This window comes from Parabacteroides sp. AF39-10AC, from assembly GCF_003635405.1.
GTDB classification, from domain to species: domain Bacteria; phylum Bacteroidota; class Bacteroidia; order Bacteroidales; family Tannerellaceae; genus Parabacteroides; species Parabacteroides distasonis.
This window is the reverse complement of sequence record NZ_QTLP01000013.1, coordinates 1,359-22,966: the sequence shown is the minus strand read 5'-3', so window position 1 is coordinate 22,966 and position 21,608 is coordinate 1,359. Positions and strand designations below refer to the sequence as shown.

Here is a 21,608-nt window from a genome sequence, read left to right as displayed (position 1 = left end):
TAAAAAAGCGTGTTGCGATTGTCGCAACACGCTTTTTTTATGCCAATACCTTAGCGATTAATTTCTTTAGTTCTTTTATATCAATGGGCTTCACTACATAATCCGTGAATTCACATTGTTTGGCGATCTCCTTTTCCCTTTCGAAAGCGAATGCCGTGAGTGCTATGATCGGAATGGTCTTGGATAAGGTGCGGATTCTGCGAGTTGCTTCGAATCCGTCCATAACCGGCATTTTTATGTCCATTAGGATTAGGTCCGGATGATATGTCTCGAACATATCGATAGCCTCTTGCCCGTTTAGCGCATGATAAAGTTGGTATTGCTTGCCAAACAAGGTTTCCAAAAGGAAATAATTCTCATAAACGTCCTCGGCGATTAAGATGGAATGATGCCTATCTGAACGGGGCGTTTCTTCGGATTGGACGAGGATGTCCGGTGAAAGCTCAATATCAGTCCGTTTTGTGTCCAAAGGCAGAGTGAACCAAAAAGTGGAACCCACCCCTTCTTCAGAGTCTACGCCGATTTTACCTCCTAATGCCTCGATAATGGTTCGGCTGATGGTTAATCCCAATCCCGTACCTTGCTGGAAAGTATCTACCTTGATGAATCGCTCGAATATACGTCTTTGGTTTTCCGCGGAGATACCGATACCTGTATCTTTCACGCAGACTCGGATAAAATCCCCTTCTATCTCATAATAAATCGTGATACTTCCTTTTGTGGTAAATTTGATAGCGTTATTCACGAAATTGGATATCACTTGCATAACCCTCCGCTCATCGGTTTTAACGATTACGGATGGGGAGTCGAGATCAAAGATCAGATCCACGTCTGAAGGCATCTTTATAGAGTCTGCCAATGCGATTTCGCCACATATATCCTTGATGTCCACTTCCTCGAAATGATAATCCATGGTTCCCGCCTCGATTTTAGAGAAATCAAGGATATCGTCGATCAGTTGCAGTAGCAAATCATTGTTTTTATGGATGATATCTAAATAAGATTGACGCTCTACCTCATCATCAATCTCGGCGATTATATTTGAGAACCCGACGATAGCGTTCAGCGGCGTGCGTATCTCATGACTCATATTCGCCAAGAACGCGGACTTCAATTTATCAGCTTCCTTTACCTTGATTAGCTCGATCTCCTTTTCCCGTTGCTGGGTTATATTGGAGGTGTAGCTTACGATCCTGTTAGGCGTTCCGTCATCGTTGAATTTATAGGAGCGTACATTGGAGTTGAACCAGAATGTTTTGCCATTGAGGATACGCCTGTAAGCCGCTACGAAGTTATTGATCTTCCCTTGCAGGAGAGGTTTGAACTGTTTATTATATACCCGGTCAAAATCATCCGGATGGATTGAAGATTTATAGTCTTCTTGATTCTTGAAGTTGTAATCATGAATTGCTTTTAGCCCCTCATTATTATTAATGTCTTCATTGAGGCCAAAATCTACGGTCAATTTATCATTCTCTACATCGTATTCCCAAAGAATGGAATCCCCGGTATCTACCGATACTTTTAGCCGGGCTAGGCTATTTTCGATTTGTTCCCGCTTGATGTGATTCTCGGTATCGTCGAATACAATATAAATATAGCCGAATATATTATCAAGAGAGTCTTTTAATGTGACTCCTTTTACCAACAGATGCTTTGTTTTAGAATCATGATGACTATCGTAATAGCCATTTTGAGAAGCAACCTTGAAATCATAATTAAGTGGAAAGAATATATCTTTTCCGTTTTTGAGGCTTTGGTTTACATATTTCGGGATATTAGGATTCTCGAACATATTCAGTCCCACGGCCTGCTCACGGGTAACACCAAAAATATCGAGATCCGCTTGGTTGATATCTACCAACACTCCATTCTCATCATAAAGTTCGGCGCCCCAAGGCATCTTGTCGAAAATGATCTTAAACTTCGTCTCGCTTTTCATGACTTGCATAGCCGTATGTTCTACTAATCCTTGAACTTCCCCTCTTTCAATGGCTATGGAAAGGATATCAGCCAACATATGTAAATTCTCTATATCTAAGGCACTCCAGTTCCGTTTCTTTTTTACAGAATCAAAGCCGATAAATCCGGATGGTTTGCCTTGCTTGAAAATAGGGATGACTAATAAGGATGAAACCTCTTGCAAAATCAGAAGATGCTGCTCACTCTTCGCCTCTTCCGGCATTTTAGAGACATCATGAATAACGATATCCATGCCCTTTTTGATACTATCGTACCACCAAGGAATCTCGTCTTGCGGGAGTTGACGCAGTAAATCCTCTCGCATAGAGATAATGCCATCACAAGTAACTTCATTCGTAAAGTCAACAGTATGAGTTTGTTCGTCAAATGTTCCGATATACACCCGATCCACATCGAAAAATTGTAAGATGCGGAATAGCGCTTGGTCAATAACCGAGTTTTCTTTGGCTCCAAGAAGAAGTGACAATACATCCGACATCGTTTTTCGCAAATCAATCATATTGGCCAAAATCAAGTCGGTCTTTTCATCTTCTACATCGGTCTTCTTGTCTATAGCCTCATTAAGAAATGTTGTATTGGAATGAATGTTATTCATGATAAATTGAGTGTACTAAATTTATTCGAAAACAAATGTAAGTATAAACTTTGATTATTTTTTGTTTTAGTGTTTATTATATTATTATCGTGGCTTTAAAAATAATTTTGTACGTTTGTAAATAGTTGAATTAAACTTGAAATCTATGGATAATAAAATCATATTGACGATAGGCCGCCAGTTCGGAAGCGGTGGCCGCGAGATCGGACAACGTTTGGCGAAGGAGTTGGGTATCGGTTACTATGATAAGGAACTGATTACCGTGGCGGCCCGTGAGAGTGGATTATGCGAGGATGTTTTCGAGAAGGCGGACGAACGTGCCTCCAGTGGTTTATCGTACGCTTTTACGATGGGGTACTCTTCTTTTATGGGAGGGATGTTTACGCCTTATAATGATATTTTGTCTAATGACGGTCTTTTTAAGATACAGAGTGACGCTATCCGTAAATTGGCGGAGACTGAGTCGTGTGTTTTGGTAGGGCGTTGCGCTGATTATATCCTCCGGGATGATCCGGCTTGTTTGAGCTTCTTTATCCATAGTTCAGTGGAGAGCCGAGTCCAAAAGACCGTGGAAAGGCATGGTGTGACAGTGGAAGAGGCGAAGAACATGATGGAGAAGACTGATAAATCCCGTGCGGCTTACTATAATTATTATACGAATAAGACATGGGGAATGGCCTCTTCTTATAATTTCTCGATCGATGTATCCGTATTAGGGATCGACGAGACCGTGGAATTTATGAAAAGCTTTATCGAGCGCAGATTGAATAAGCGTCCGTCTCATTTCGGATAAATCGTATTCTTGAGAAACCATTATTGAATAGAGATTAACCTATTAAAACTAAGAAAGTATGCGAAAACCTTTTATTACTGTTCGGCTGACCCATGGTATGTTGGGCGCCTTGTTAGTTTCCACCTGTGCTTGTTCGGGCACGAAGTGGACGGAGGTAGAGAAAGATTCTATCCGTATCGTTACCCAGCAAGAAGGAGCTGTATTAGGATATTCGGCCAATTCGGGGGTGAGACTTCTTGCCGTTGACGGATATGCCTTCAAAGATCTGAATCGGAACGGGTTGCTTGATCCGTATGAGGATTGGCGTCTTACCCCCGAGGAACGTGCCGTTGATTTGGCCGGGCAGTTATCTACAGAGGAGATCGCCGGATTGATGCTTTATAGCGCCCATCAATCTATCCCCGGTGCCTCGAAAGGGTTTGGAGCTTCTACCTACAATGGCAAATCTTTTGATGAGAGTGGAGCCCAGCCATCCGATCTTTCCGATGCGCAGCGTAAATTCCTCACCGAGGATAATGTTCGTCATGTATTGGTTACGAGAGTACAAAGTCCAGAAGTGGCGGCTCGCTGGAATAATAATGTGCAAGCTTTAGTGGAGGGCATCGGTCACGGTATCTTACGGTCGTTGATAATCCCGATGAGGCGGATTTCGCCATCGTCTTTATGACGAGCCCGAACAGTGGTACGGGGTATGATAAATCCGATCGTGAGAAAGGTGGAAACGGTTATATGCCTATCAGTTTACAGTATAATGATTATACCGCTACCTATGCCCGTAACCCAAGTTTGGCGGGGGGAGATCCGTTTGAGAATTTCACGAACCGTTCTTATAAAGGTAAGTCCGTGAAAACAGCTAATAAGCAGGATATGCTTTCTGTTTTGGAGACAAAGGCTAAAATGAAAGGTAAGCCTGTAATCGTATCTTTGGAGATGGATAAGCCCACGATTATGTCCGAGTTCGAGGGTTCGGCGGATGCCATTTTGGTGAACTTCGGTGTACAAAACCAAGCGGTCTTGGATATCATCAGTGGAAAAGCCGAGCCTTCCGCTTTGTTGCCTTTGCAGATGCCGGCAGATATGCGTATCGTGGAGGAGCAATTCGAGGATGTTCCCCGGGATATGAAATGCTATACGGATAGCGAGGGCCATCTGTATGATTTCGCTTTTGGTATGAATTGGAAAGGCGTTATCGATGATGAGCGAGTGACTAAATATAAATAGAGTAAATTACATTTTTGTGTTTTTGTGGCTACGGTATCTATATATAATGCCTAAATTTGCATGGTAATATTATTAAGTGCAGACCATGAAAATTATGACATTGCAGGGAACGGACAAATTGTTATATGAACTTGTCGCACCTTTGGTCATGAATCCAGCCATTTTGCGACAAAATAACAATTACCCTTTTAAAACATCTCGTAGCCACGTTTGGTATATAGCCTTTCATGAAACAGCTGTTGTTGGTTTTATGCCTGTAAAAAAAGGACATCTCTATTACTCTATAGACAATTATTTCGTGAGTGGTGATGATCCTTCGGTATTGAGTGAACTTCTTGAAGAAGTCATAAAGGATTTTTCATCTCAAGCTTCACTTATGGCTGTTGTGCATAAACGTCATGTAAAAGTGTTCTCACAAAAAAAGTTCCAGACATGTGTTGAGTGGAAAAATTATGATAAAATGCATTATTTACCGGAGGTAGAGTCATGATGCGAAGAATGGATGTGTACGAGGCGACAGAGAAAAGATTGAAGATCATTTTTGATTATTTCGATTACGTATACGTCTCTTTTTCCGGCGGAAAGGATAGTGGTGTACTGTTGAATTTGTGTGTAGATTATATTCGTAGATACGCTCCGGGACGAAAACTAGGTGTATTTCATATGGATTATGAGGTTCAATACAGCCAGACGACCGAATATGTGGAAAAGGTTTATGCCGCTAATTCCGATATCCTTGATATTTATCATTGTTGTGTTCCTTTTAAAGTCCAGACATGTACATCTATGTTTCAACAATATTGGAGACCTTGGAGCGAGGAGTACCGGGATATCTGGGTTCGAGAGATGCCCCATTCATGTCTCCGGGCGAAAGACTTTGACTTCTTCAAGGAGGACATGTGGGATTATGATTTTCAGAATATGTTCCCTTTTTGGTTGTATCAACGGAAAATGGGCCGGCGTATATGTTGCCTTGTTGGTATCCGTACCCAAGAGAGTTTTAATAGGTGGCGGGCCATACATAGTGATAAGAATTACAGAAAACTAGCTAATTATAAATGGACTCGCAGAATGAATTATTCTATATATAACGCATATCCTATTTATGATTGGAAAACTCAGGATATCTGGATAGCGAACGGAAAGTTCGGTTGGACATATAATCATTTGTATGATTTGTATTATCAAGCAGGGGTGCCTTTGTCCCGGCAACGTGTGGCGAGCCCATTCATATCCCAAGCGATATCCACACTGTTCATTTACAAAGTTGTCGATCCCGACATGTGGGGGAGGATGGTTGGACGTGTAAACGGTGTTGGCTTTGCCGGTATATATGGGAATACCTCCGCTATGGGATGGAGGGCTATCAAGTGCCCAGCCGGGTTCTCTTGGGAGAAATATATGTATTTTCTCCTAAATACTTTACCCAAAGAAACTCGTGAGAACTATTTGAATAAGTTAAGAGTCAGCCGTAAATTCTGGAGAGAAAAAGGAGGATGCCTCAGTGAGGAGACTATCGCTAAGTTACGGGCGGCTAATATTCCTATCATTGTGGAAGAATGTACCGCTTACCATACGGATAAGAAACCGGTACGGATGGAGTATATCGATGATATCAATATACCTGAGTTTAAAGAAATCCCTACTTACAAACGTATGTGTGTTTGTATTTTGAAAAACGATCATACATGTAAGTATATGGGTTTTTCCCAGACAAAACGAGAGAGGGATATGAGAAAAGAAGTAATGGACAAATATAATTTTTATAAGCATGGGAAACTTTGTTAGTCCGGCATATGGTGTTAGGGCTGTTCCTATAGAAAAAATTGTGGCCAACAGCTATAACCCTAATATCATGGCACCACCGGAAATGCGATTATTGGAACTTTCCATTTGGGAGGATGGCTATACGATGCCTTGCGTCTGTTATTATCTTGAAGAGGATGATTTATATGAGATAGTAGATGGTTATCATCGTTATCTGGTTATGAAGCAATCTCAAAGGATTTATGATCGTGAGAAAGGAATGTTGCCTGTAACGGTGATTGAGAAAGATATTTCAAACCGAATGGCTTCAACCATTCGCCATAACAGGGCTCGAGGGATGCACAACTTGGAACTTATGACGGAGATTGTTACGGAGTTGGTCAAATCTGGGATGTCTGATAAGTGGATCATGCGTAATATTGGAATGGATAAAAATGAGTTACTTCGGTTCAAGCAGATTTCGGGATTAGCTGAATTATTCCGGGATAAAGAATTCGGTTGGTCTGATGACTGGTCGGAAGAAGATTAAGCTTCTTACATTTTGTTTGGCTGAGCGTTTTTTGCCTTTTATGGCTCTGTTGAGTACATATATACTAATTTTTTGTACATTTGCCCCCGACTTTTCACATAGGGGTGCCCGAGTCATACGGGCTGAGATTATACCCATCGAACCTGATCCGGGTAATGCCGGCGAAGGGAAAATAAGGTAGAACTAGGAAATAAAGGGGGCGTTACCTCTATGTGCTCCCTGATGTTTAAACTTTAATTAGTTATTAAGATGGAACAGATTGTTTCAAGTGGAATCATTGACTCTTACTTCGAGAAGTTGAAGAGCAACTTGTCTGTGGATGTAGCGATCGTGGGAGGGGGACCTTCCGGTATCGTGGCCGCTTATTTCTTGGCGAAAGCCGGTAAGAAGGTGGCGTTGTTTGATCGTAAGCTGGCTCCCGGTGGAGGTATGTGGGGCGGCGCTATGATGTTCAACGATATCGTGGTGCAGGAAGAGGCTATGCCGATTATCAAGGAATTGGGCGTAAGCTATAAGGAGGGTGCTAACGGCACGTATATCATGGATTCGGTACATACCACTTCCGCTTTGATTTATCAGGCGACGAAGGCGGGCGCTACGATCTTTAACTGCTATTCGGTAGAGGACGTGGTGTTTCATAACGATGCCGTAGCCGGTGTGGTAGTGAACTGGGCTCCGGTAATCCGTGAGGGGATGCACGTGGATCCGTTGACGATCATGGCAAAGGCTGTCTTGGAAGGTACGGGGCATGATTGCGAGATTGCCCGTGTGGTAGCCCGTAAGAATGATATCCAATTGAATACACCGACCGGAGGCGTGATCGGCGAGCGTTCCTTGAATGTGGAGCTGGGTGAGCAGACGACGGTGGAGAACACGAAGGAGATCTACCCGGGATTATTCGTTTCCGGTATGGCCGCTAACGGCGTAAGCGGTAGCTTCCGTATGGGACCGATCTTTGGCGGCATGCTGATGAGCGGCAAGAAGGCTGCTGAGTTGATCTGCGAAAAACTTGGGAATTGAAAATTGAGAATTGAGAATTGAAAATTATTGATTGTTGTATCTTTAATTTTCAATTCTCAATTCCCAACGGTTTTTCCTTGTCTCAAGAATAAGAATCCCGTTATGATCAACGCCGTGGATAATCCCGTATAGAATACGGAAATGAAAGAATTCGGCAGTAAATGGAACGTGCGGATCGTGATCCCGAAAGCGATCATGAAGATCATGATAATCCAACCTTTCACGTCGAAGAAAGAGAACGGGCAATGTTTCCCGTTTTTCCGGGAGATCCGTTCGGAATGTTTATAGAAAAGCCGTTTAAAGACTAAATTGAAGAAAAGCAAGAAAACGATGGTCGCTTCCCCGATCTTGAATAACCAATAATGGGTATCGTTTAACCATGTGATGATACCGATGCGTAAGATATTGATACCGGCGAAAATCCATACGCAACCGGCGGTATATAATAATACCTTTTTATTTACTCCAAACTTCATCTATCTTTTTATTTACCGCAAACTTACAACATTCATGTAAAAAACGGAAAAATATCCTTATCTTTGTGCCATGCGTGAGAAAATGAAACAGAGGATTGTACAATACGTGGTGCTGATGGCCGGCATCTTGGCATTGCTTTCTGTGGTTATCCCTCACCATCATCACCGGGACGGGATGCCTTGTTATCAATCCTTGACCGCGGAGCAAGCGCATGGCGATAAAAGCACTGATACGCATGATTGCGGTTGCGACGGGCATAACTTGGCCTATTTCAGTACGCATATTTTTCATTTTATGGATGGAGATGTGGATATACATCTGATGCCGTTACTCGTCTTATTTGATTACATTTATCCACCTGAACCGGCGTTTTGCGGACAGCTCCTTGATCACGAGAACGCCCCCTACATTGAGTCGCTGCACGACGCTTGGATAGTGAGTGCCTCGGGACTTCGTGCCCCTCCTATGTCTTGATATCTCGTTTGTGAGAGTGGGTGAGGACAGACTTGCCCCTATCTATTTATTATTAACGATATCAAGATTTTTTACACAATGAAGAAAATATATTTGGTAGGTGCGATGTGCGCTTACCTGTTTGCCGGTTGTGCGGGAAATGCGTCGCAAGCCGGACACGATGAGCATAATCATGAATTAGAGGCTCACGACCATGAGCATGAAGGTGAGGATCACGATCACGATCATGATCATGAGGGACATGAACACGAAGGCCATGACCATGAGCATGAGTCCGGTGGTACCCATCCCGGCGAGATTGTCTTTAAGAAAGCCTTAGCCGAGGCCGTTGGTTTGCAGACCGTAACGGTTAATCCCGCTCCTTTCACGGATGTGATTAAGACGAGCGGACGAGTAATGGCGGCGCAAGGGGAGGAGTCCGTGATCGTCGCTACCGTCCCCGGCGTGATCTCGTTTGGTAGCTTGCCATTCGTGGATGGTACGGCGGTACGCAAGGGACAGGCCGTGTTGAGTATCGCTTCCAACGCCCTCTCTGATGGAGACGTGGCGGCAAAGGCTAAATTCGCTTATGAGACGGCGAAAAAGGAATACGAGCGTATGCAAGCCTTGGTAGGCGATAAGATCGTATCCGCCAAGGATTTCGAGCAGGCCCGCTTGAATTACGAGAACGCCAAGGTCGCTTATGAGGCGATAGCGGGAAAACAGACGGCGAAAGGCGTGTCTGTAGTCTCTCCCTTGAACGGTTACTTGAAGAACATCCAAGTGAAAGAGGGTGATTATGTATCCGTAGGTCAGCCTTTGGCTACGATCTCGCAAAACAATCGTTTGGTATTGCGTGCGGACGTGTCTGAGAGGTATTACAACGATCTTCCCATGATCCAAACCGCTAATTTCATGACTCCGTATGATAACGCTCTCTATAAATTGTCTGATTTGCGTGGACGGTTGTTATCGTATGGAAAGGCTTCCGATATGAACTCTTTCTATGTACCGGTGACTTTCGAGTTCGATAATAAAGGAGCGGTTATCCCCGGTTCTTTCGTGGAGATTTTTTTGTTGACAAAGCCGATGGAGAATGTCTTGAGCGTGCCTGTCTCCGCCCTTATCGAGGAGCAGGGCGTTTATTCGGTATTTATCCGTCTGGATGAGGAAGGCTATAAGAAGCAATGGGTGACGCTGGGAGCGAATAACGGCTCGGAGGTACAGATCCTTTCCGGATTGAAACCGGGCGATGAGGTCGTGACCCGTGGCGCTTACCAGATCAAGTTGTCTTCCGCTTCTAACGCGATACCGGCTCATAGCCATAGCCATTAATAGGAGGGATGTTGCATGTTAAATAAGATAATTTATTATTCATTGCACAACCGGTTGGTAATCTTGGTTTGTGCGCTATTGCTGATGATCTGGGGTACGTACACGGCGTTTAATACGGACGTGGATGTGTTCCCGGACTTGAACGCCCCAACGGTCGTGATCATGACCGAGGCGAACGGTATGGCTCCCGAGGAGGTGGAACGCTTGGTGACATTCCCTGTGGAGACTGCCGTGAACGGTGCGATGGACGTACGGCGTGTGCGTTCCTCGTCTACCACCGGATTCTCCGTGGTTTGGGTAGAGTTCGATTGGGGTACGGATATTTACCGGGCTCGTCAGATCGTGTCCGAAAAACTGGCTGTCTTGGGTGAGAGCCTTCCCGAGAACGTAGGTAAACCGACCTTAGGCCCGCAGTCATCCATCTTGGGTGAGATGATGATCCTCGGTTTGACCGCCGATTCCACGTCTTTGTTGGACTTACGTACGATCGCCGACTGGACGATCCGTCCCCGTTTGTTGTCTACGGGCGGTGTGGCGCAGGTGGCCGTGATCGGTGGCGATATTAAGGAGTACCAGATATTGTTGGACCCGGCTCGTATGAAGCACTACGGTGTAGGGTTGAACGAGGTGTTGGATGTTTGTCGGAATATGAACCGGAACGCCAATGGTGGTGTATTGTATGAGTTCTCGAACGAATACATCATCCGAGGAGTCTTATCGACTTCGAAGGCGGAGGAGATCGCTCAGGGCGTGGTGAAGACCGTGAATGAGTATCCGGTTACGCTGGGTGATATCGCTACGGTTAAGATCGGCGGTAAAAGCCCGAAGTTGGGAACCGCTTCCGAGCGGACGAAGCCGGCCGTATTGATTACCGTGACTAAACAGCCGGATACGAGTACGGAGAAGTTGACGGAGAAGCTGGACGAGATTGTTGTCGATTTGCGGAAGAACTTGCCGGCGGATGTACATGTCTCTACGGATATATTCCGCCAGAGTCATTTTATCGATAACTCTATTAATAATGTAAAGAAGAGCTTGTTTGAGGGTAGTTTCTTCGTGGTGATCGTCTTGTTCCTGTTCTTGATGAATATACGTACGACGGTGATCTCGTTGGTAGCCTTGCCGTTATCTTTACTGGTCTCTATCATCGTATTGCACTACATGGGATTAACGATTAACACGATGAGCTTGGGAGGTATGGCGATCGCTATCGGTTCCTTGGTGGATGACGCTATCGTGGACGTGGAGAACGTGTATAAACGGATCCGGGAAAACCGGCTCTTGCCTCCGGAGCAGCAACGCTCTACCTTGGAGGTGGTTTACGACGCTTCCCGTGAGGTACGTATGCCGATCTTGAACTCTACCTTGATTATCGTGGTGAGTTTCGTGCCCTTGTTCTTCTTGAGTGGTATGGAAGGCCGTATGTTGGTTCCGCTGGGTATCGCTTTTATCGTGGCGTTGTTTGCTTCTACGGTGGTGGCGCTTACCTTGACCCCGGTGCTTTGTAGCTATTTGCTGAACCGTAAAGCGACGGGAATGAAGGAACTGCGTGAGGCTTGGATAGCCCGGAAGTTGAAAGTGGTCTATAAACGGGCTTTGGAGTTTGCGTTGGCTTACCAGAAATGGGTGCTAGGTACCACGATCGCTTTGTTTGTGGTCGCCTTGGTGATCTTCTTTCATTTGGGACGTAGTTTCTTGCCCCCGTTCAATGAGGGTTCTTTTACGATCAACGTAAGCTCGCTTCCGGGAATTTCCTTGGACGAGTCGGATCAGATCGGACGCCGTGCGGAAGCGTTGCTGTTGCAAGTACCCGAGATAAAGACTGTGGCTCGGAAGACCGGTCGTGCGGAATTGGATGAGCATGCCTTGGGCGTGAATGTTTCCGAGATCGAGGCTCCTTTCGAATTGCAAGACCGTAGTCGGGATGAGGTGATGAATGATGTCCGCAAGAAGTTATCTACGATCAGCGGCGCTAATATAGAGATCGGGCAACCTATTTCCCATCGTATCGACGCTATGCTTTCCGGTACGGAGGCGAATATCGCTATCAAGCTGTTTGGTACGGACTTGAACCTGATGTTTACGGTCGGAAACCAGATCAAGGCCGCTATCCAAACGATCCCGGGTCTGGTGGACTTGAAGGTAGAGCAGCAGATCGAGCGTCCGCAGTTGACAATCACCCCGAAACGTGAGTTGCTGGCTAAATATGGTATTCCCCTGCCGGAGTTCGAGGAATATATCAATGTGATGTTGGGTGGAGAGGCCGTAAGTCAGGTGTACGACGATGGCAAGAGCTTCGACCTGACCGTGAAGACCTCCGACGCTAGCCGTGCCACGATGGATGATATTAGCAATCTGATGATCGATGCCGCCGGACAGAAAGTGCCGCTAAGCTACGTGGCCGATATCCGTTCGGTGACCGGTCCGAATACGATCAATCGTGAGAATGTGCAACGTAAGATCGTGATTAGTGCCAATGTATCGGAACGTGACTTGCGAAGTGTGGTTAATGAGATACAGGATCGGGTAGAGGCTAATATCCGTTTGCCGGAGGGATACCATATCGAATATGGTGGCCAGTTCGAGAGCGAGGCGGCGGCCAGCCGTACCTTATTGCTGACGTCATTGATGTCGTTATTGGTGATCTTCATGTTACTGTACAATGAGTTCAAGGACGTGAAGGAGAGCGGCGTGATCTTGTTGAACCTACCGTTGGCGTTGATCGGTGGCGTGATTATCCTATGGCTTACTTCCGGCGAGATCAGTATCCCGGCGATTATCGGTTTCATTTCCTTGTTCGGTATCGCTACCCGAAACGGTATGCTACTGATCAGCCACTATACGCATTTGCGTGGAGAGGGAATGGGATTGCGAGAGTCCGTGATACAAGGTTCCCTAGACCGTTTGAACCCGATCTTGATGACGGCGTTGAGTTCCGCCTTGGCGTTGATTCCATTGGCGTTGAATGGCGATCTTCCCGGAAATGAGATCCAAAGCCCGATGGCGACGGTGATCTTGGGTGGTTTATTAACCTCTACGTTCTTAAACGGATTCATCATCCCGATTGTTTATCTGATAATGAACAAGAATAAAGAATAAGTTTTATGAAATCATATATTATAGTCGCCGCCTTGTCTGTATTGACAGGCGGCCTTTCCGCCCAGACTTCTATAGAGGACGTGCTCCGGAGCGTGGAGGCGAACAATAAGGATTTACAGGCGAACAGCCAGTTGCTCCAGTCGCAGAAGCTGGAGGCGAAGTTGGATAATAATTTGCCAGACCCTTCGGTCTCTTATTCGCATTTCTGGGGGAATAAAGAAGGGATGGGATTCACGGGCGAGTTCGTGGCTTCCCAAAGCTTTGATTTCCCGTCTGTATATGTCCGGAAGCATAAGCTGACGAAGGCGAAATCCGCGGGTTTGGATCGTCAAGGGATGGCTTTTCGTCAGCAAATCTTGTTGCAGGTGAAAGAGGTTTGCCTAGATTTGGTGCTGTTGAACCAGCAGAAGAACCTATTGGATACCCGTCTTAGGAACGCCGAGCAACTTTCTGCTTTTTATGCGACTCGTTTGGAGAAAGGAAACGCGAATATCCTTGAGACAAACAAGATCGATCTGGAATTATTGAACGCCCGGACAGAGGCCCGGATGAACGAGACTTCCCGTATTGCCAAGCTGCAGGAGCTAGCTACCCTGAACGGCGGTATCGCTATCGAGTTTACGGATACGGTTTACGCCTTGCCGGATAGGGAGGTGCTTTCCTTTGATGAGCTGCGGACGGAGGCGATGCAATCCGATCCGCAATTACAGACCTTGCGTAGCGACCAGACGACAGCCCTTCGGCAGGTGAGCGTGAATAAGGCAAAAGGTCTGCCCGGCTTTGAGTTAGGGTATCGTATGAATCCCGCCTCGGGTGGAGAGCGTTTCAATGGTTTCTTGGTAGGAATCACCATCCCGTTGTTCTCGAACCGTAATAACGTGAAACAGGCGAAGGCTCAGGCCCGCTATACGGAGATGCAGTTGGAGAGCGCTTCTTTCACGGTAGAGAATGGGTTGAGGCAGCTATATGACCAGTCTGTCTCCTTAAAGAAATCTATCGATGAATATAAGGATGTGCTGAAAAGGCAGAATAGCTTGGTCTTGTTGAACAAGGCTATACAGGCCGGGCAAATCTCTATGATCGAGTATTTCGTGGATGTGACGACCTATTACCAAAGCGTGCAAAACTACCTGCAATTGCAAAACCAATACCAAAAGGTCATGGCGCAATTGTATAAGTATCGATTATGATAAGGAACACAACTGTGTTTTCTCTTGAACACAGTTGTGTTTATCCACAGATACAGTTGTGTTTTCTCACGAACACAACTGTGTTTTTACGTTCTCTAAGGATAGCTTAAAGTCACGGATCAATTCTTTCATCACCTCTTCCACGGATAATTCCTCCCAGAATAAAGACGCTACCTGTCCGATCTCTAACTCGCCTTCCTTTAGGTCGCCCTCAAAGATTCCTTTCTTGGCACGTCCTTTGCCCAATAACTCACGTAATTCTTCCACGGACGCTCCCCGGGCTTCCGCTTCTTCCACTGCCGTAGCGAAATCTCCTTTTACCAGACGGGTAGGAGACAGTTTCTTTAATAATAACTTCGTATCGCCTTCCTTAAGATTCAAGCATAGTTTCTTGAAATTCTCGTGTGCCGAGCTTTCTTTGGTTAGGGCGAAACGAGTGCCTATCTGTACGCCGTCGGCCCCTAGTGCGAGTGCCGCTAGCATCGCTTGACCGTTTCCGATACCTCCTGCCGCCAAAAGGGGGAGGGAGGTCGCTTTCCGGACAGCGGGGATCAGGCACATCGTAGTTGTTTCCTCCCGTCCGTTGTGCCCGCCGGCCTCGAAGCCTTCGGCAACGATGGCATCCACTCCGGCCTCCTCGCATTTCGTGGCGAATTTAGAGCTGCTTACCACGTGAACGACCGTCATGCCATGATCCCTCAAATACTTTGTCCATGTTTTCGGGTTGCCGGCGGAGGTAAATACGATCTTCACTTTTTCCTCCACCAATATCCGCATCAAGGTATCGATTTCCGGGTACATCAGCGGGACATTCACGCCAAAAGGCTTGTCGGTCGCCGCCTCGCATTTACGGATATGTTCCCGGAGCACTTCCGGGTGCATGGAGCCTGCCCCGATCAATCCTAATCCACCGGCGTTACTAACCGCTGAAGCTAGCCGCCAACCACTACACCAAACCATTCCCGCCTGTATGATGGGATACTGAATACCAAAAAGACTACAAATTCGATTCATATTATTTCTTGCGTTAATCTCGCTAAAATTAGTGAACTATTTTTATTGGAACAACAATTTCTTTGTCGAGGTTGTTGAATAGGCATATAACTTTAAAATATAAGAGATATGCCAGAGAATATAATGAAAACGTTATGGGATGAGAGCGATGATCTTCACGATGAGACCATGTCTACCAATTCGGTATTGTCGGATGATTACACGTCTAATGACATTCAAGATTTACAAGAAACGATCGAAAATGAAAATATCGAGGACGGTATAGAGAGCGATTCGATTGAACATTGAATGAAAGCATATTGGGTCCCCGAAGGGAAGATCTCCCTTTGGGGATCTTTTTTGTGTGAATTGTGAAAATCTTTTTCCGGATTCTAAATAATAACAATTTGAAATAGAATTGTAACGCAAAACTTCGTTATCTTTGTCCATTGTAATTCTAATATAACAATGGCATGAATAAAACGCTTATGGCCGCAGGTTTAGCGGTTATTTTGGGAGCTTGTTCCTCCTCAAAGAAAAGCGATGTAGCGGAAGGCGCTACACCCAATCCGTTTTTTGCGGAGTATACGACACCGTTCGGGGTGCCTCCGTTTGACCAAATAGAGGTGGCTCATTACAAGCCGGCTCTTTTGAAAGGCATGGAAGAGCAGTCGAAGGAGATCGAGGCGATCGTGGCAAATCCGGATGCGCCGACATTCGAGAATACGATCGTGGCCTTAGACCAAAGTGGCGAGTTGCTTACTAAAGTAATGTATGCTTTCGGTGGCCAATCCAGTGTGAATACCACGGACGAGATCCAAGAGCTCGAACGTGAGCTTTATCCCCTTTTATCCAAACATTCGGATGATATCAGCTTAAATCCCAAGCTTTTCGCCCGGGTGAAATCCGTATATGAGAATCAGGCGAGCTTCCATCTGGATAAGGAACAGAAGAAGCTGTTGGAGGAAACCTATAAAAGCTTTGTCCGGGGAGGAGCCAATCTGCCGGAGGATAAGCAGGCGAAGTTGCGTGAGCTGAACGAGAAGATATCCATGCTCCAACTTACTTTCGGACAGAATACCCTGAAAGAGACCAACGATTTCCAATTAGTGATCGATAATAAAGAGGACTTATCCGGTCTGCCGGAAGACGTGATCGTCAAGGCGGCGCAAACGGCCCAAGAGAATGGTCTGGATGGTAAGTGGGTGTTTACCCTCCATAATCCGAGCGTGATGCCTTTCCTTCAATACGCCGATAAGCGTGATTTGCGTGAGAAGATCTTCAAGGCGTATACGAATCGTGGCAACAATAATAATGAGAATGATAATAAGGAGGTCGTTAAGCAGCTGGTTGCCGCTCGTCTGGAGAAAGCCCGATTGATGGGATATGAGGATTATGCCGCTTTCGTATTGGAAGAGAATATGGCGAAGAACGAGAAGAACGTGTACGACTTGCTTGATAAAATCTGGCCATCTGCCTTGGCGAAAGCGAAAGAGGAATTGGCCGATATCAACGCCGAGATCAAGAAGGAAGGCGGTAATTACGAGGCCGAGGGCTGGGACTGGCGTTATTATTTCGAGAAAGCCAAGAAAGCGAAATATAACTTGGACGAGAACGAGATGCGTCCTTATTTTGAGTTGGGACATGTACGTGAGGGCATCTTCTATGTAGCCAATAAATTATACGGTATCACGTTTACCGAGATCAAGGACATCCCGAAACCGGACCCCGACGCTCTCGCTTTCGAGTGCAAGGATAAAGATGGTACGCATCTGGGCGTGCTGTATATGGATTTCTTTACCCGCCCGGGCAAAGGAGGTGGCGCATGGTGCGGCGGTTACCGTTCACAAACGTATAAGGATGGGAAACGGGTAGCCCCGGTGGTTACTACCGTATTTAATTTCAGCAAACCGGCGGAGGGACAACCGGCGCTTTTGACGGCCGACGAGACCGAGACCGTATTCCATGAGTTCGGTCATGCCTTGCACGGTTTATTCTGCGATGTTCATTATTATGGCGTGTCCGACGTGCCTCGTGACTTTGTGGAGCTACCTTCGCAAGTCGATGAGCATTGGGCCGTTGAGCCGGAGGTATTGAAAGTGTACGCTAAACATTACCAGACCGGCGAGGTAATACCGCAAGCCCTTGTAGACAAGATGATCAAGAGTGGCAAGTATGGACAAGGATTCGCTACGACGGAGTATCTGGCCGCCTCTTATCTGGATATGGATTATCATGTATTGAAAGAGATCCCTGCCGATTTGGATATTGAGAAATTTGAGGCGAAGGTCTTGGGCGATCGTGGTCTGATCCGTCAGATTCCGTCTCGCTATCGCTCCACTTATTTCGGACATACGATGGAAGGTGGATATACAGCCGGTTATTATAGTTATATCTGGGCGGAAGTGTTGGATTGCGACGCTTTCCAAGCTTATAAGGAGACGGGTAATATCTTCAACCCGGAGGTTGCCTCTAAATTCCGTAAATACGTACTGACCCCGGGCGGCATCGACGACGCTATGGACATGTACGTGAATTTCCGTGGCAAACAACCTAGCATCGATCCGCTGTTGGAGAACAGAGGGCTAAAATGAGCAGAACAATTTATAACTCATAAATCAAAAAATCAGTAAAGATGAAACAATTAATTATGGCAGCAGGATTAGCCGTTATGCTTACTGCCTGCGGTACTTCCGAAAAGAAGACCGTGGAGGGTGAGAACCCGTTCTTTGCGGAATATACCACCCCGTTTGGAGTTCCACCTTTTGATCAAATCAAGTTCGAGCACTACAAACCGGCCCTATTGCAAGGCATGGAAGAGGGACGCAAGGAGATCGAGGCGATCGTGAATAACCCGGAGGAGCCGACGTTCGAGAATACGATTGTCGCTTTGGATGAGCAGGGTGCGTTGCTTCGGAAGGTCCAGATCGTTTTCGGTGGACAGAATAGCGTGAATACGAATGATGAGATGCAGGCGTTAAGCCGTGAGATGTCGCCGCTATTGTCAAAATATAGTGATGATATCAACTTGAATCCGAAATTGTTCGCTCGTGTGAAGGCGGTATACGATAAGAAGGATGAGTTGGGTCTCGATAAGGAGCAAATGAAGTTATTGGAGGAGACTTATAAGGACTTCGTTCGGGGTGGCGCTAATCTTTCCGCTGAGGATCAGGCTAAATTACGTGAGTTGAATAGCAAGATCTCCATGCTACAGCTTACTTTCGGACAGAATATGCTGAAAGAGACGAACGCTTTTAAATTGGTGATCGACAAGCAGGAGGATCTTTCCGGTCTGCCCGAGACCTTGATCGCTAACGCCGCTCAAGCGGCTAAGGATGCCGGGATGGAAGGCAAATGGGTATTTACCTTGCAGAACCCGAGCGTGATGCCGTTCTTGCAATATTCCGATAAACGTGAGTTGCGTGAGAAGATGTTCAACGCTTATATCAACCGTGGTAATAATAATAATGAGAACGATAACAAGGAAGTGGTTCGTGATTTGGTTGCCGCTCGTTTGGCGAAAGCGAAGTTGATGGGCTATGATGATTACGCTTCTTTCGTGTTGGAGGATCGTATGGCGAAAAGCTCGGATAAGGTTTATCAATTGTTAGATGAGGTTTGGAAGCCTGCTTTGGCGAAAGCGAAAGAGGAATTGGCCGATATAAACGCCGAGATCAAGAAAGAAGGCGGCAATTTCGAGGCCGAGGGCTGGGATTGGCGTTATTATTTCGAGAAGGCCAAGAAGGCTAAATTCAATTTGGATGAGAATGAGGTTCGTCCTTACTTGAAGTTGGATAATGTTCGTGAGGGTGCTTTCTATGTAGCTAATAAGTTATATGGTATCACGTTCACCCCGATCCGTAATATCCCGTTGCCTTATCCGGAAGCGCAGGCTTTTGAGTGCAAAGATAAGGATGGCTCTCATTTGGGCGTTATTTATTTCGATTTCTTCCCTCGTGCCAGCAAGCGTGGTGGCGCATGGTGTGGTTCTTATCGTCCGCAGGCTTATAAGGATGGTAAGCGTGTGGCTCCGGTCGTAACGATCGTTTGTAACTTTAGCCAGCCCGCTCCGGGACAACCTGCGTTGTTGAGCGCTGATGAGGCGAATACATTGTTCCATGAGTTCGGTCATGGTTTGCACGGCTTGTTCCGTGACGTGCATTACTCCGGTGTTTCCGGTGTTCCTCGTGATTTCGTGGAGTTGCCTTCACAGGTTATGGAGCATTGGGTATTCGAGCCGGAAGTATTGAAGGTGTACGCTAAGCATTATCAGACCGGCGAGGTGATCCCGGCCGAGTTGATCGAGAAGTTGGATAAGAGCGGTAAGTACGGACAAGGTTTCGCTACGACGGAGTATCTGGCGGCTTCTTATCTGGATATGGATTTCCATGCTATCAGTGGTGACGCTGCGGATAAGAAGGTGATCAAGTTCGTTGACCAGACGAATAATGTTCCGGCCAACTTGAACGTGATGGATTTCGAGCAACAGACGTTAGGCCGTCGTGGTTTGCTGAAACAAATCCCTTCCCGTTACCGTACGACTTACTTCAACCATACGATGGGTGGCGGCTACACCGCCGGCTATTATAGCTACATCTGGGCTGAGGTATTGGATTGCGACGCTTTCGAGGCATTCAAGGAAACCGGCGACATCTTTAATCAAGAATGTGCCGATAAATTCCGTAAATATGTCTTGACCCCGGGTGGTATCGACGACGCTATGGATATGTACAAGAATTTCCGTGGCAAGGAACCGGGTACGGATCCGTTGCTGAAGAATAGAGGACTGAAATAATCTAGAAATGGAGATTTTATAAAGGCGGACCGGTTGGTTCGCCTTTTTTTGTATATGCTCAACCTCCCGGATCTGTATTACATTTGCTAAGTTTTATCACGAAAAAATAGCGATAGTATGGAGAAAAAGGATTTAGTAGAAGGGATGAGGTTGTATATCTATAAATTGCGTGTGGATGGGCGTTATTCCACGGCGAAGAGCTATCAGGATGCATTGAACTCATTCATGCGGTTTTGTGGGTTGGAGGTAATTCCCTATATTTATGTCAATAAGGAGAACCTTCGGCGTTATCAGGCCTTTTTGTTGAATAAAGGATGTACATGGAACACGGTGTCGACCTATATGCGTCGGATCCGTTGTGTGTACAACATGGCGGTGGAGGAAGGGTTGGCCCCCTATATCCCTTATTTATTTAAGGGAGTTTTCACGGGTATAGAGAGCAAACGCAAAAAGGCGTTACCACAGGATTTATTACGTTCTCTGATGACGGCCTCATTAGATGATCCGGAACTGAGAAAAACACGGCAGGCATTGTGCCTGATGTTCCAGTTTTGCGGTATGGCATTCGTGGATTTCGCTCATCTGAAAAAGGAGAATGTCCGGGGTGGGGTTTTGGAATATAAACGCCAGAAAACGGGTACTCCGATGCTTATAGAGGTACAATCTACCGCATGGGAGTCGCTGAGGGAACTGTCAAGTGATGTAGGTAAGGACTCACCCTATTTGTTTCCTTTCTTGAAAGGGATAAAAGTGGGAAAAGAAGCCTACAAGGAGTACACTTCCGCTTTGGCCCATTTTAACCGGAATTTGAAGAGGTTGGCGAGAGCCTGCGGTGTGTCTATCCCGATCACCTCATATTCGATCCGTCATTCTTTTGCGATGATTTTGAAGGAACAGGATGTCCCGATTGAGATGATCAGCGAACTATTGGGCCATAAATCGATCAAGACTACGCAAATCTATTTGAAAAGTTTCTCGTTGGAAAAGATGTCTGCGGTGAATAAAATTTGTTTTGAGAGTGTGTACAATCATGTACCGAAAGTAGGGTAAAGGGAGTAGGCTACTTGGGGAGTAGCGTATTCTTTCACGGCGCAAATGTAGTAAAAAATAACTAAAAACAAGCAAACAAATGTGCTTGTTTACTCATTGTAGGCGTTTGATCCTCTCTATTCTTTGATTTTCTTATTTTATCCTAGACGTATAGACATGGTGATGCGGGTGAAATGACCTCTTGTTCCCGGTATCATTCCACCATGCCTTATAACCTGTGTGTATTCCTGTAGAGACGGGGCACGCCCCGTCTCCCACTGTCTGATAGTAGCTTTAAGTTACCATTTGGAGGGGATGAGACGGGGCGT

The 21,608-nt window shown here is 46.0% G+C and carries 18 protein-coding genes and 1 riboswitch; of the genes, 15 read left to right on the top strand and 3 right to left on the bottom strand.

Translation table 11 applies throughout. The annotated features are described in order from the left end of the window. Nucleotides 1–37: 37 nt before the first annotated feature. Nucleotides 38–2,578 carry an ATP-binding protein gene (locus tag DW033_RS12990; RefSeq protein WP_005866438.1) on the bottom strand — a complete coding sequence of 847 codons (2,541 nt, stop codon included), beginning with the start codon at nucleotides 2,576–2,578 and terminating at the stop codon, nucleotides 38–40. Between the two features lie 145 nt (nucleotides 2,579–2,723). Here DW033_RS12990 and DW033_RS12985 point away from each other — a divergent pair, with 145 nt between their 5' ends. From DW033_RS12985 to DW033_RS12955, 7 genes are all read left to right on the top strand, one after another. Continuing rightward, complete coding sequence (locus DW033_RS12985; RefSeq protein ID WP_008772507.1) at nucleotides 2,724–3,371, top strand: AAA family ATPase; 648 nt, start codon at nucleotides 2,724–2,726, stop codon at nucleotides 3,369–3,371. 58 nt (nucleotides 3,372–3,429) lie between these two features. After that, entirely contained in the window at nucleotides 3,430–4,038 is a 609-nt protein-coding gene (locus tag DW033_RS24905; RefSeq protein WP_233554201.1) for a hypothetical protein, read from the top strand. Further along, on the top strand, nucleotides 4,035–4,592 hold the full coding sequence (locus tag DW033_RS12975) for a glycoside hydrolase family 3 C-terminal domain-containing protein (RefSeq protein WP_022192398.1): 558 nt from the start codon (nucleotides 4,035–4,037) through the stop codon (nucleotides 4,590–4,592). The genes DW033_RS24905 and DW033_RS12975 overlap by 4 nt, the downstream gene beginning before the upstream one ends. Before the next feature lie 85 nt (nucleotides 4,593–4,677). Further along, entirely contained in the window at nucleotides 4,678–5,082 is a 405-nt protein-coding gene (locus tag DW033_RS12970; protein WP_005857959.1) for a hypothetical protein, read from the top strand. Beyond that, nucleotides 5,079–6,380, top strand: a complete 1,302-nt coding sequence (locus tag DW033_RS12965; protein ID WP_122382814.1) for a DUF3440 domain-containing protein — start codon at nucleotides 5,079–5,081, stop codon at nucleotides 6,378–6,380. The genes DW033_RS12970 and DW033_RS12965 overlap by 4 nt, the downstream gene beginning before the upstream one ends. After that, a complete protein-coding gene (locus tag DW033_RS12960) occupies nucleotides 6,364–6,888 on the top strand; it encodes a ParB/RepB/Spo0J family partition protein (protein ID WP_005857955.1) in 525 nt (174 codons plus the stop codon). The genes DW033_RS12965 and DW033_RS12960 overlap by 17 nt, the downstream gene beginning before the upstream one ends. Nucleotides 6,889–6,978: 90 nt before the next feature. Beyond that, nucleotides 6,979–7,075: riboswitch (TPP riboswitch) on the top strand. 62 nt (nucleotides 7,076–7,137) lie between these two features. Continuing rightward, a complete protein-coding gene (locus DW033_RS12955; protein WP_005857953.1) occupies nucleotides 7,138–7,908 on the top strand; it encodes a sulfide-dependent adenosine diphosphate thiazole synthase in 771 nt (256 codons plus the stop codon). A gap of 56 nt (nucleotides 7,909–7,964) precedes the next feature. Here DW033_RS12955 and DW033_RS12950 read toward each other — a convergent pair whose 3' ends face one another. Further along, a complete protein-coding gene (locus DW033_RS12950) occupies nucleotides 7,965–8,384 on the bottom strand; it encodes a hypothetical protein (RefSeq protein ID WP_005866452.1) in 420 nt (139 codons plus the stop codon). Nucleotides 8,385–8,454: 70 nt separating this feature from the next. On the opposite strand from DW033_RS12950, the gene DW033_RS12945 reads away from it, so the two are divergent. The 4 genes from DW033_RS12945 to DW033_RS12930 all read left to right on the top strand — a co-directional run bounded on the left by DW033_RS12945 (nucleotide 8,455) and on the right by DW033_RS12930 (nucleotide 14,462). Then, on the top strand, nucleotides 8,455–8,859 hold the full coding sequence (locus DW033_RS12945; RefSeq protein WP_022192395.1) for a DUF6769 family protein: 405 nt from the start codon (nucleotides 8,455–8,457) through the stop codon (nucleotides 8,857–8,859). A gap of 78 nt (nucleotides 8,860–8,937) precedes the next feature. Next, nucleotides 8,938–10,173 (top strand): efflux RND transporter periplasmic adaptor subunit, encoded by a 1,236-nt coding sequence (locus tag DW033_RS12940; protein ID WP_122377599.1) that lies wholly within the window; start codon nucleotides 8,938–8,940, stop codon nucleotides 10,171–10,173. Between the two features lie 15 nt (nucleotides 10,174–10,188). Then, on the top strand, nucleotides 10,189–13,272 hold the full coding sequence (locus DW033_RS12935) for an efflux RND transporter permease subunit (RefSeq protein ID WP_122382813.1): 3,084 nt from the start codon (nucleotides 10,189–10,191) through the stop codon (nucleotides 13,270–13,272). A 5-nt stretch (nucleotides 13,273–13,277) separates the two neighbouring features. Then, nucleotides 13,278–14,462, top strand: coding sequence for a TolC family protein (locus tag DW033_RS12930; protein WP_122382812.1), 1,185 nt, complete (start codon nucleotides 13,278–13,280; stop codon nucleotides 14,460–14,462). A 66-nt stretch (nucleotides 14,463–14,528) separates the two neighbouring features. On the opposite strand, the gene DW033_RS12925 is transcribed toward DW033_RS12930, so the two are convergent. Continuing rightward, nucleotides 14,529–15,476, bottom strand: a complete 948-nt coding sequence (locus tag DW033_RS12925; protein WP_005866461.1) for a nitronate monooxygenase family protein — start codon at nucleotides 15,474–15,476, stop codon at nucleotides 14,529–14,531. A 108-nt stretch (nucleotides 15,477–15,584) separates the two neighbouring features. On the opposite strand from DW033_RS12925, the gene DW033_RS12920 reads away from it, so the two are divergent. The 4 genes from DW033_RS12920 to DW033_RS12905 all read left to right on the top strand — a co-directional run bounded on the left by DW033_RS12920 (nucleotide 15,585) and on the right by DW033_RS12905 (nucleotide 21,300). Continuing rightward, complete coding sequence (locus tag DW033_RS12920; RefSeq protein WP_005857938.1) at nucleotides 15,585–15,764, top strand: hypothetical protein; 180 nt, start codon at nucleotides 15,585–15,587, stop codon at nucleotides 15,762–15,764. Nucleotides 15,765–15,928: 164 nt separating this feature from the next. Further along, complete coding sequence (locus DW033_RS12915) at nucleotides 15,929–18,049, top strand: M3 family metallopeptidase (protein WP_008779650.1); 2,121 nt, start codon at nucleotides 15,929–15,931, stop codon at nucleotides 18,047–18,049. A 41-nt stretch (nucleotides 18,050–18,090) separates the two neighbouring features. Next, nucleotides 18,091–20,250 carry a M3 family metallopeptidase gene (locus DW033_RS12910; protein ID WP_005866465.1) on the top strand — a complete coding sequence of 720 codons (2,160 nt, stop codon included), beginning with the start codon at nucleotides 18,091–18,093 and terminating at the stop codon, nucleotides 20,248–20,250. Between the two features lie 117 nt (nucleotides 20,251–20,367). After that, the gene (locus DW033_RS12905; RefSeq protein WP_005857932.1) at nucleotides 20,368–21,300 is read left to right on the top strand and encodes a site-specific integrase; all 933 of its coding nucleotides are present in this window, start codon (nucleotides 20,368–20,370) and stop codon (nucleotides 21,298–21,300) included. Nucleotides 21,301–21,608: the final 308 nt, after the last annotated feature.

Bases quoted from the DNA above. Each gene is read 5' to 3' on its own strand.
- DW033_RS12990 (WP_005866438.1), bottom strand. From the start codon at position 2,578: ATGAATAACATTCATTCCAATACAACATTTCTTAATGAGGCTATAGAC.
- DW033_RS12985 (WP_008772507.1), top strand. From the start codon at position 2,724: ATGGATAATAAAATCATATTGACGATAGGCCGCCAGTTCGGAAGCGGT.
- DW033_RS24905 (WP_233554201.1), top strand. From the start codon at position 3,430: ATGCGAAAACCTTTTATTACTGTTCGGCTGACCCATGGTATGTTGGGC.
- DW033_RS12975 (WP_022192398.1), top strand. From the start codon at position 4,035: ATGACGAGCCCGAACAGTGGTACGGGGTATGATAAATCCGATCGTGAG.
- DW033_RS12970 (WP_005857959.1), top strand. From the start codon at position 4,678: ATGAAAATTATGACATTGCAGGGAACGGACAAATTGTTATATGAACTT.
- DW033_RS12965 (WP_122382814.1), top strand. From the start codon at position 5,079: ATGATGCGAAGAATGGATGTGTACGAGGCGACAGAGAAAAGATTGAAG.
- DW033_RS12960 (WP_005857955.1), top strand. From the start codon at position 6,364: ATGGGAAACTTTGTTAGTCCGGCATATGGTGTTAGGGCTGTTCCTATA.
- DW033_RS12955 (WP_005857953.1), top strand. From the start codon at position 7,138: ATGGAACAGATTGTTTCAAGTGGAATCATTGACTCTTACTTCGAGAAG.
- DW033_RS12950 (WP_005866452.1), bottom strand. From the start codon at position 8,384: ATGAAGTTTGGAGTAAATAAAAAGGTATTATTATATACCGCCGGTTGC.
- DW033_RS12945 (WP_022192395.1), top strand. From the start codon at position 8,455: ATGCGTGAGAAAATGAAACAGAGGATTGTACAATACGTGGTGCTGATG.
- DW033_RS12940 (WP_122377599.1), top strand. From the start codon at position 8,938: ATGAAGAAAATATATTTGGTAGGTGCGATGTGCGCTTACCTGTTTGCC.
- DW033_RS12935 (WP_122382813.1), top strand. From the start codon at position 10,189: ATGTTAAATAAGATAATTTATTATTCATTGCACAACCGGTTGGTAATC.
- DW033_RS12930 (WP_122382812.1), top strand. From the start codon at position 13,278: ATGAAATCATATATTATAGTCGCCGCCTTGTCTGTATTGACAGGCGGC.
- DW033_RS12925 (WP_005866461.1), bottom strand. From the start codon at position 15,476: ATGAATCGAATTTGTAGTCTTTTTGGTATTCAGTATCCCATCATACAG.
- DW033_RS12920 (WP_005857938.1), top strand. From the start codon at position 15,585: ATGCCAGAGAATATAATGAAAACGTTATGGGATGAGAGCGATGATCTT.
- DW033_RS12915 (WP_008779650.1), top strand. From the start codon at position 15,929: ATGAATAAAACGCTTATGGCCGCAGGTTTAGCGGTTATTTTGGGAGCT.
- DW033_RS12910 (WP_005866465.1), top strand. From the start codon at position 18,091: ATGAAACAATTAATTATGGCAGCAGGATTAGCCGTTATGCTTACTGCC.
- DW033_RS12905 (WP_005857932.1), top strand. From the start codon at position 20,368: ATGGAGAAAAAGGATTTAGTAGAAGGGATGAGGTTGTATATCTATAAA.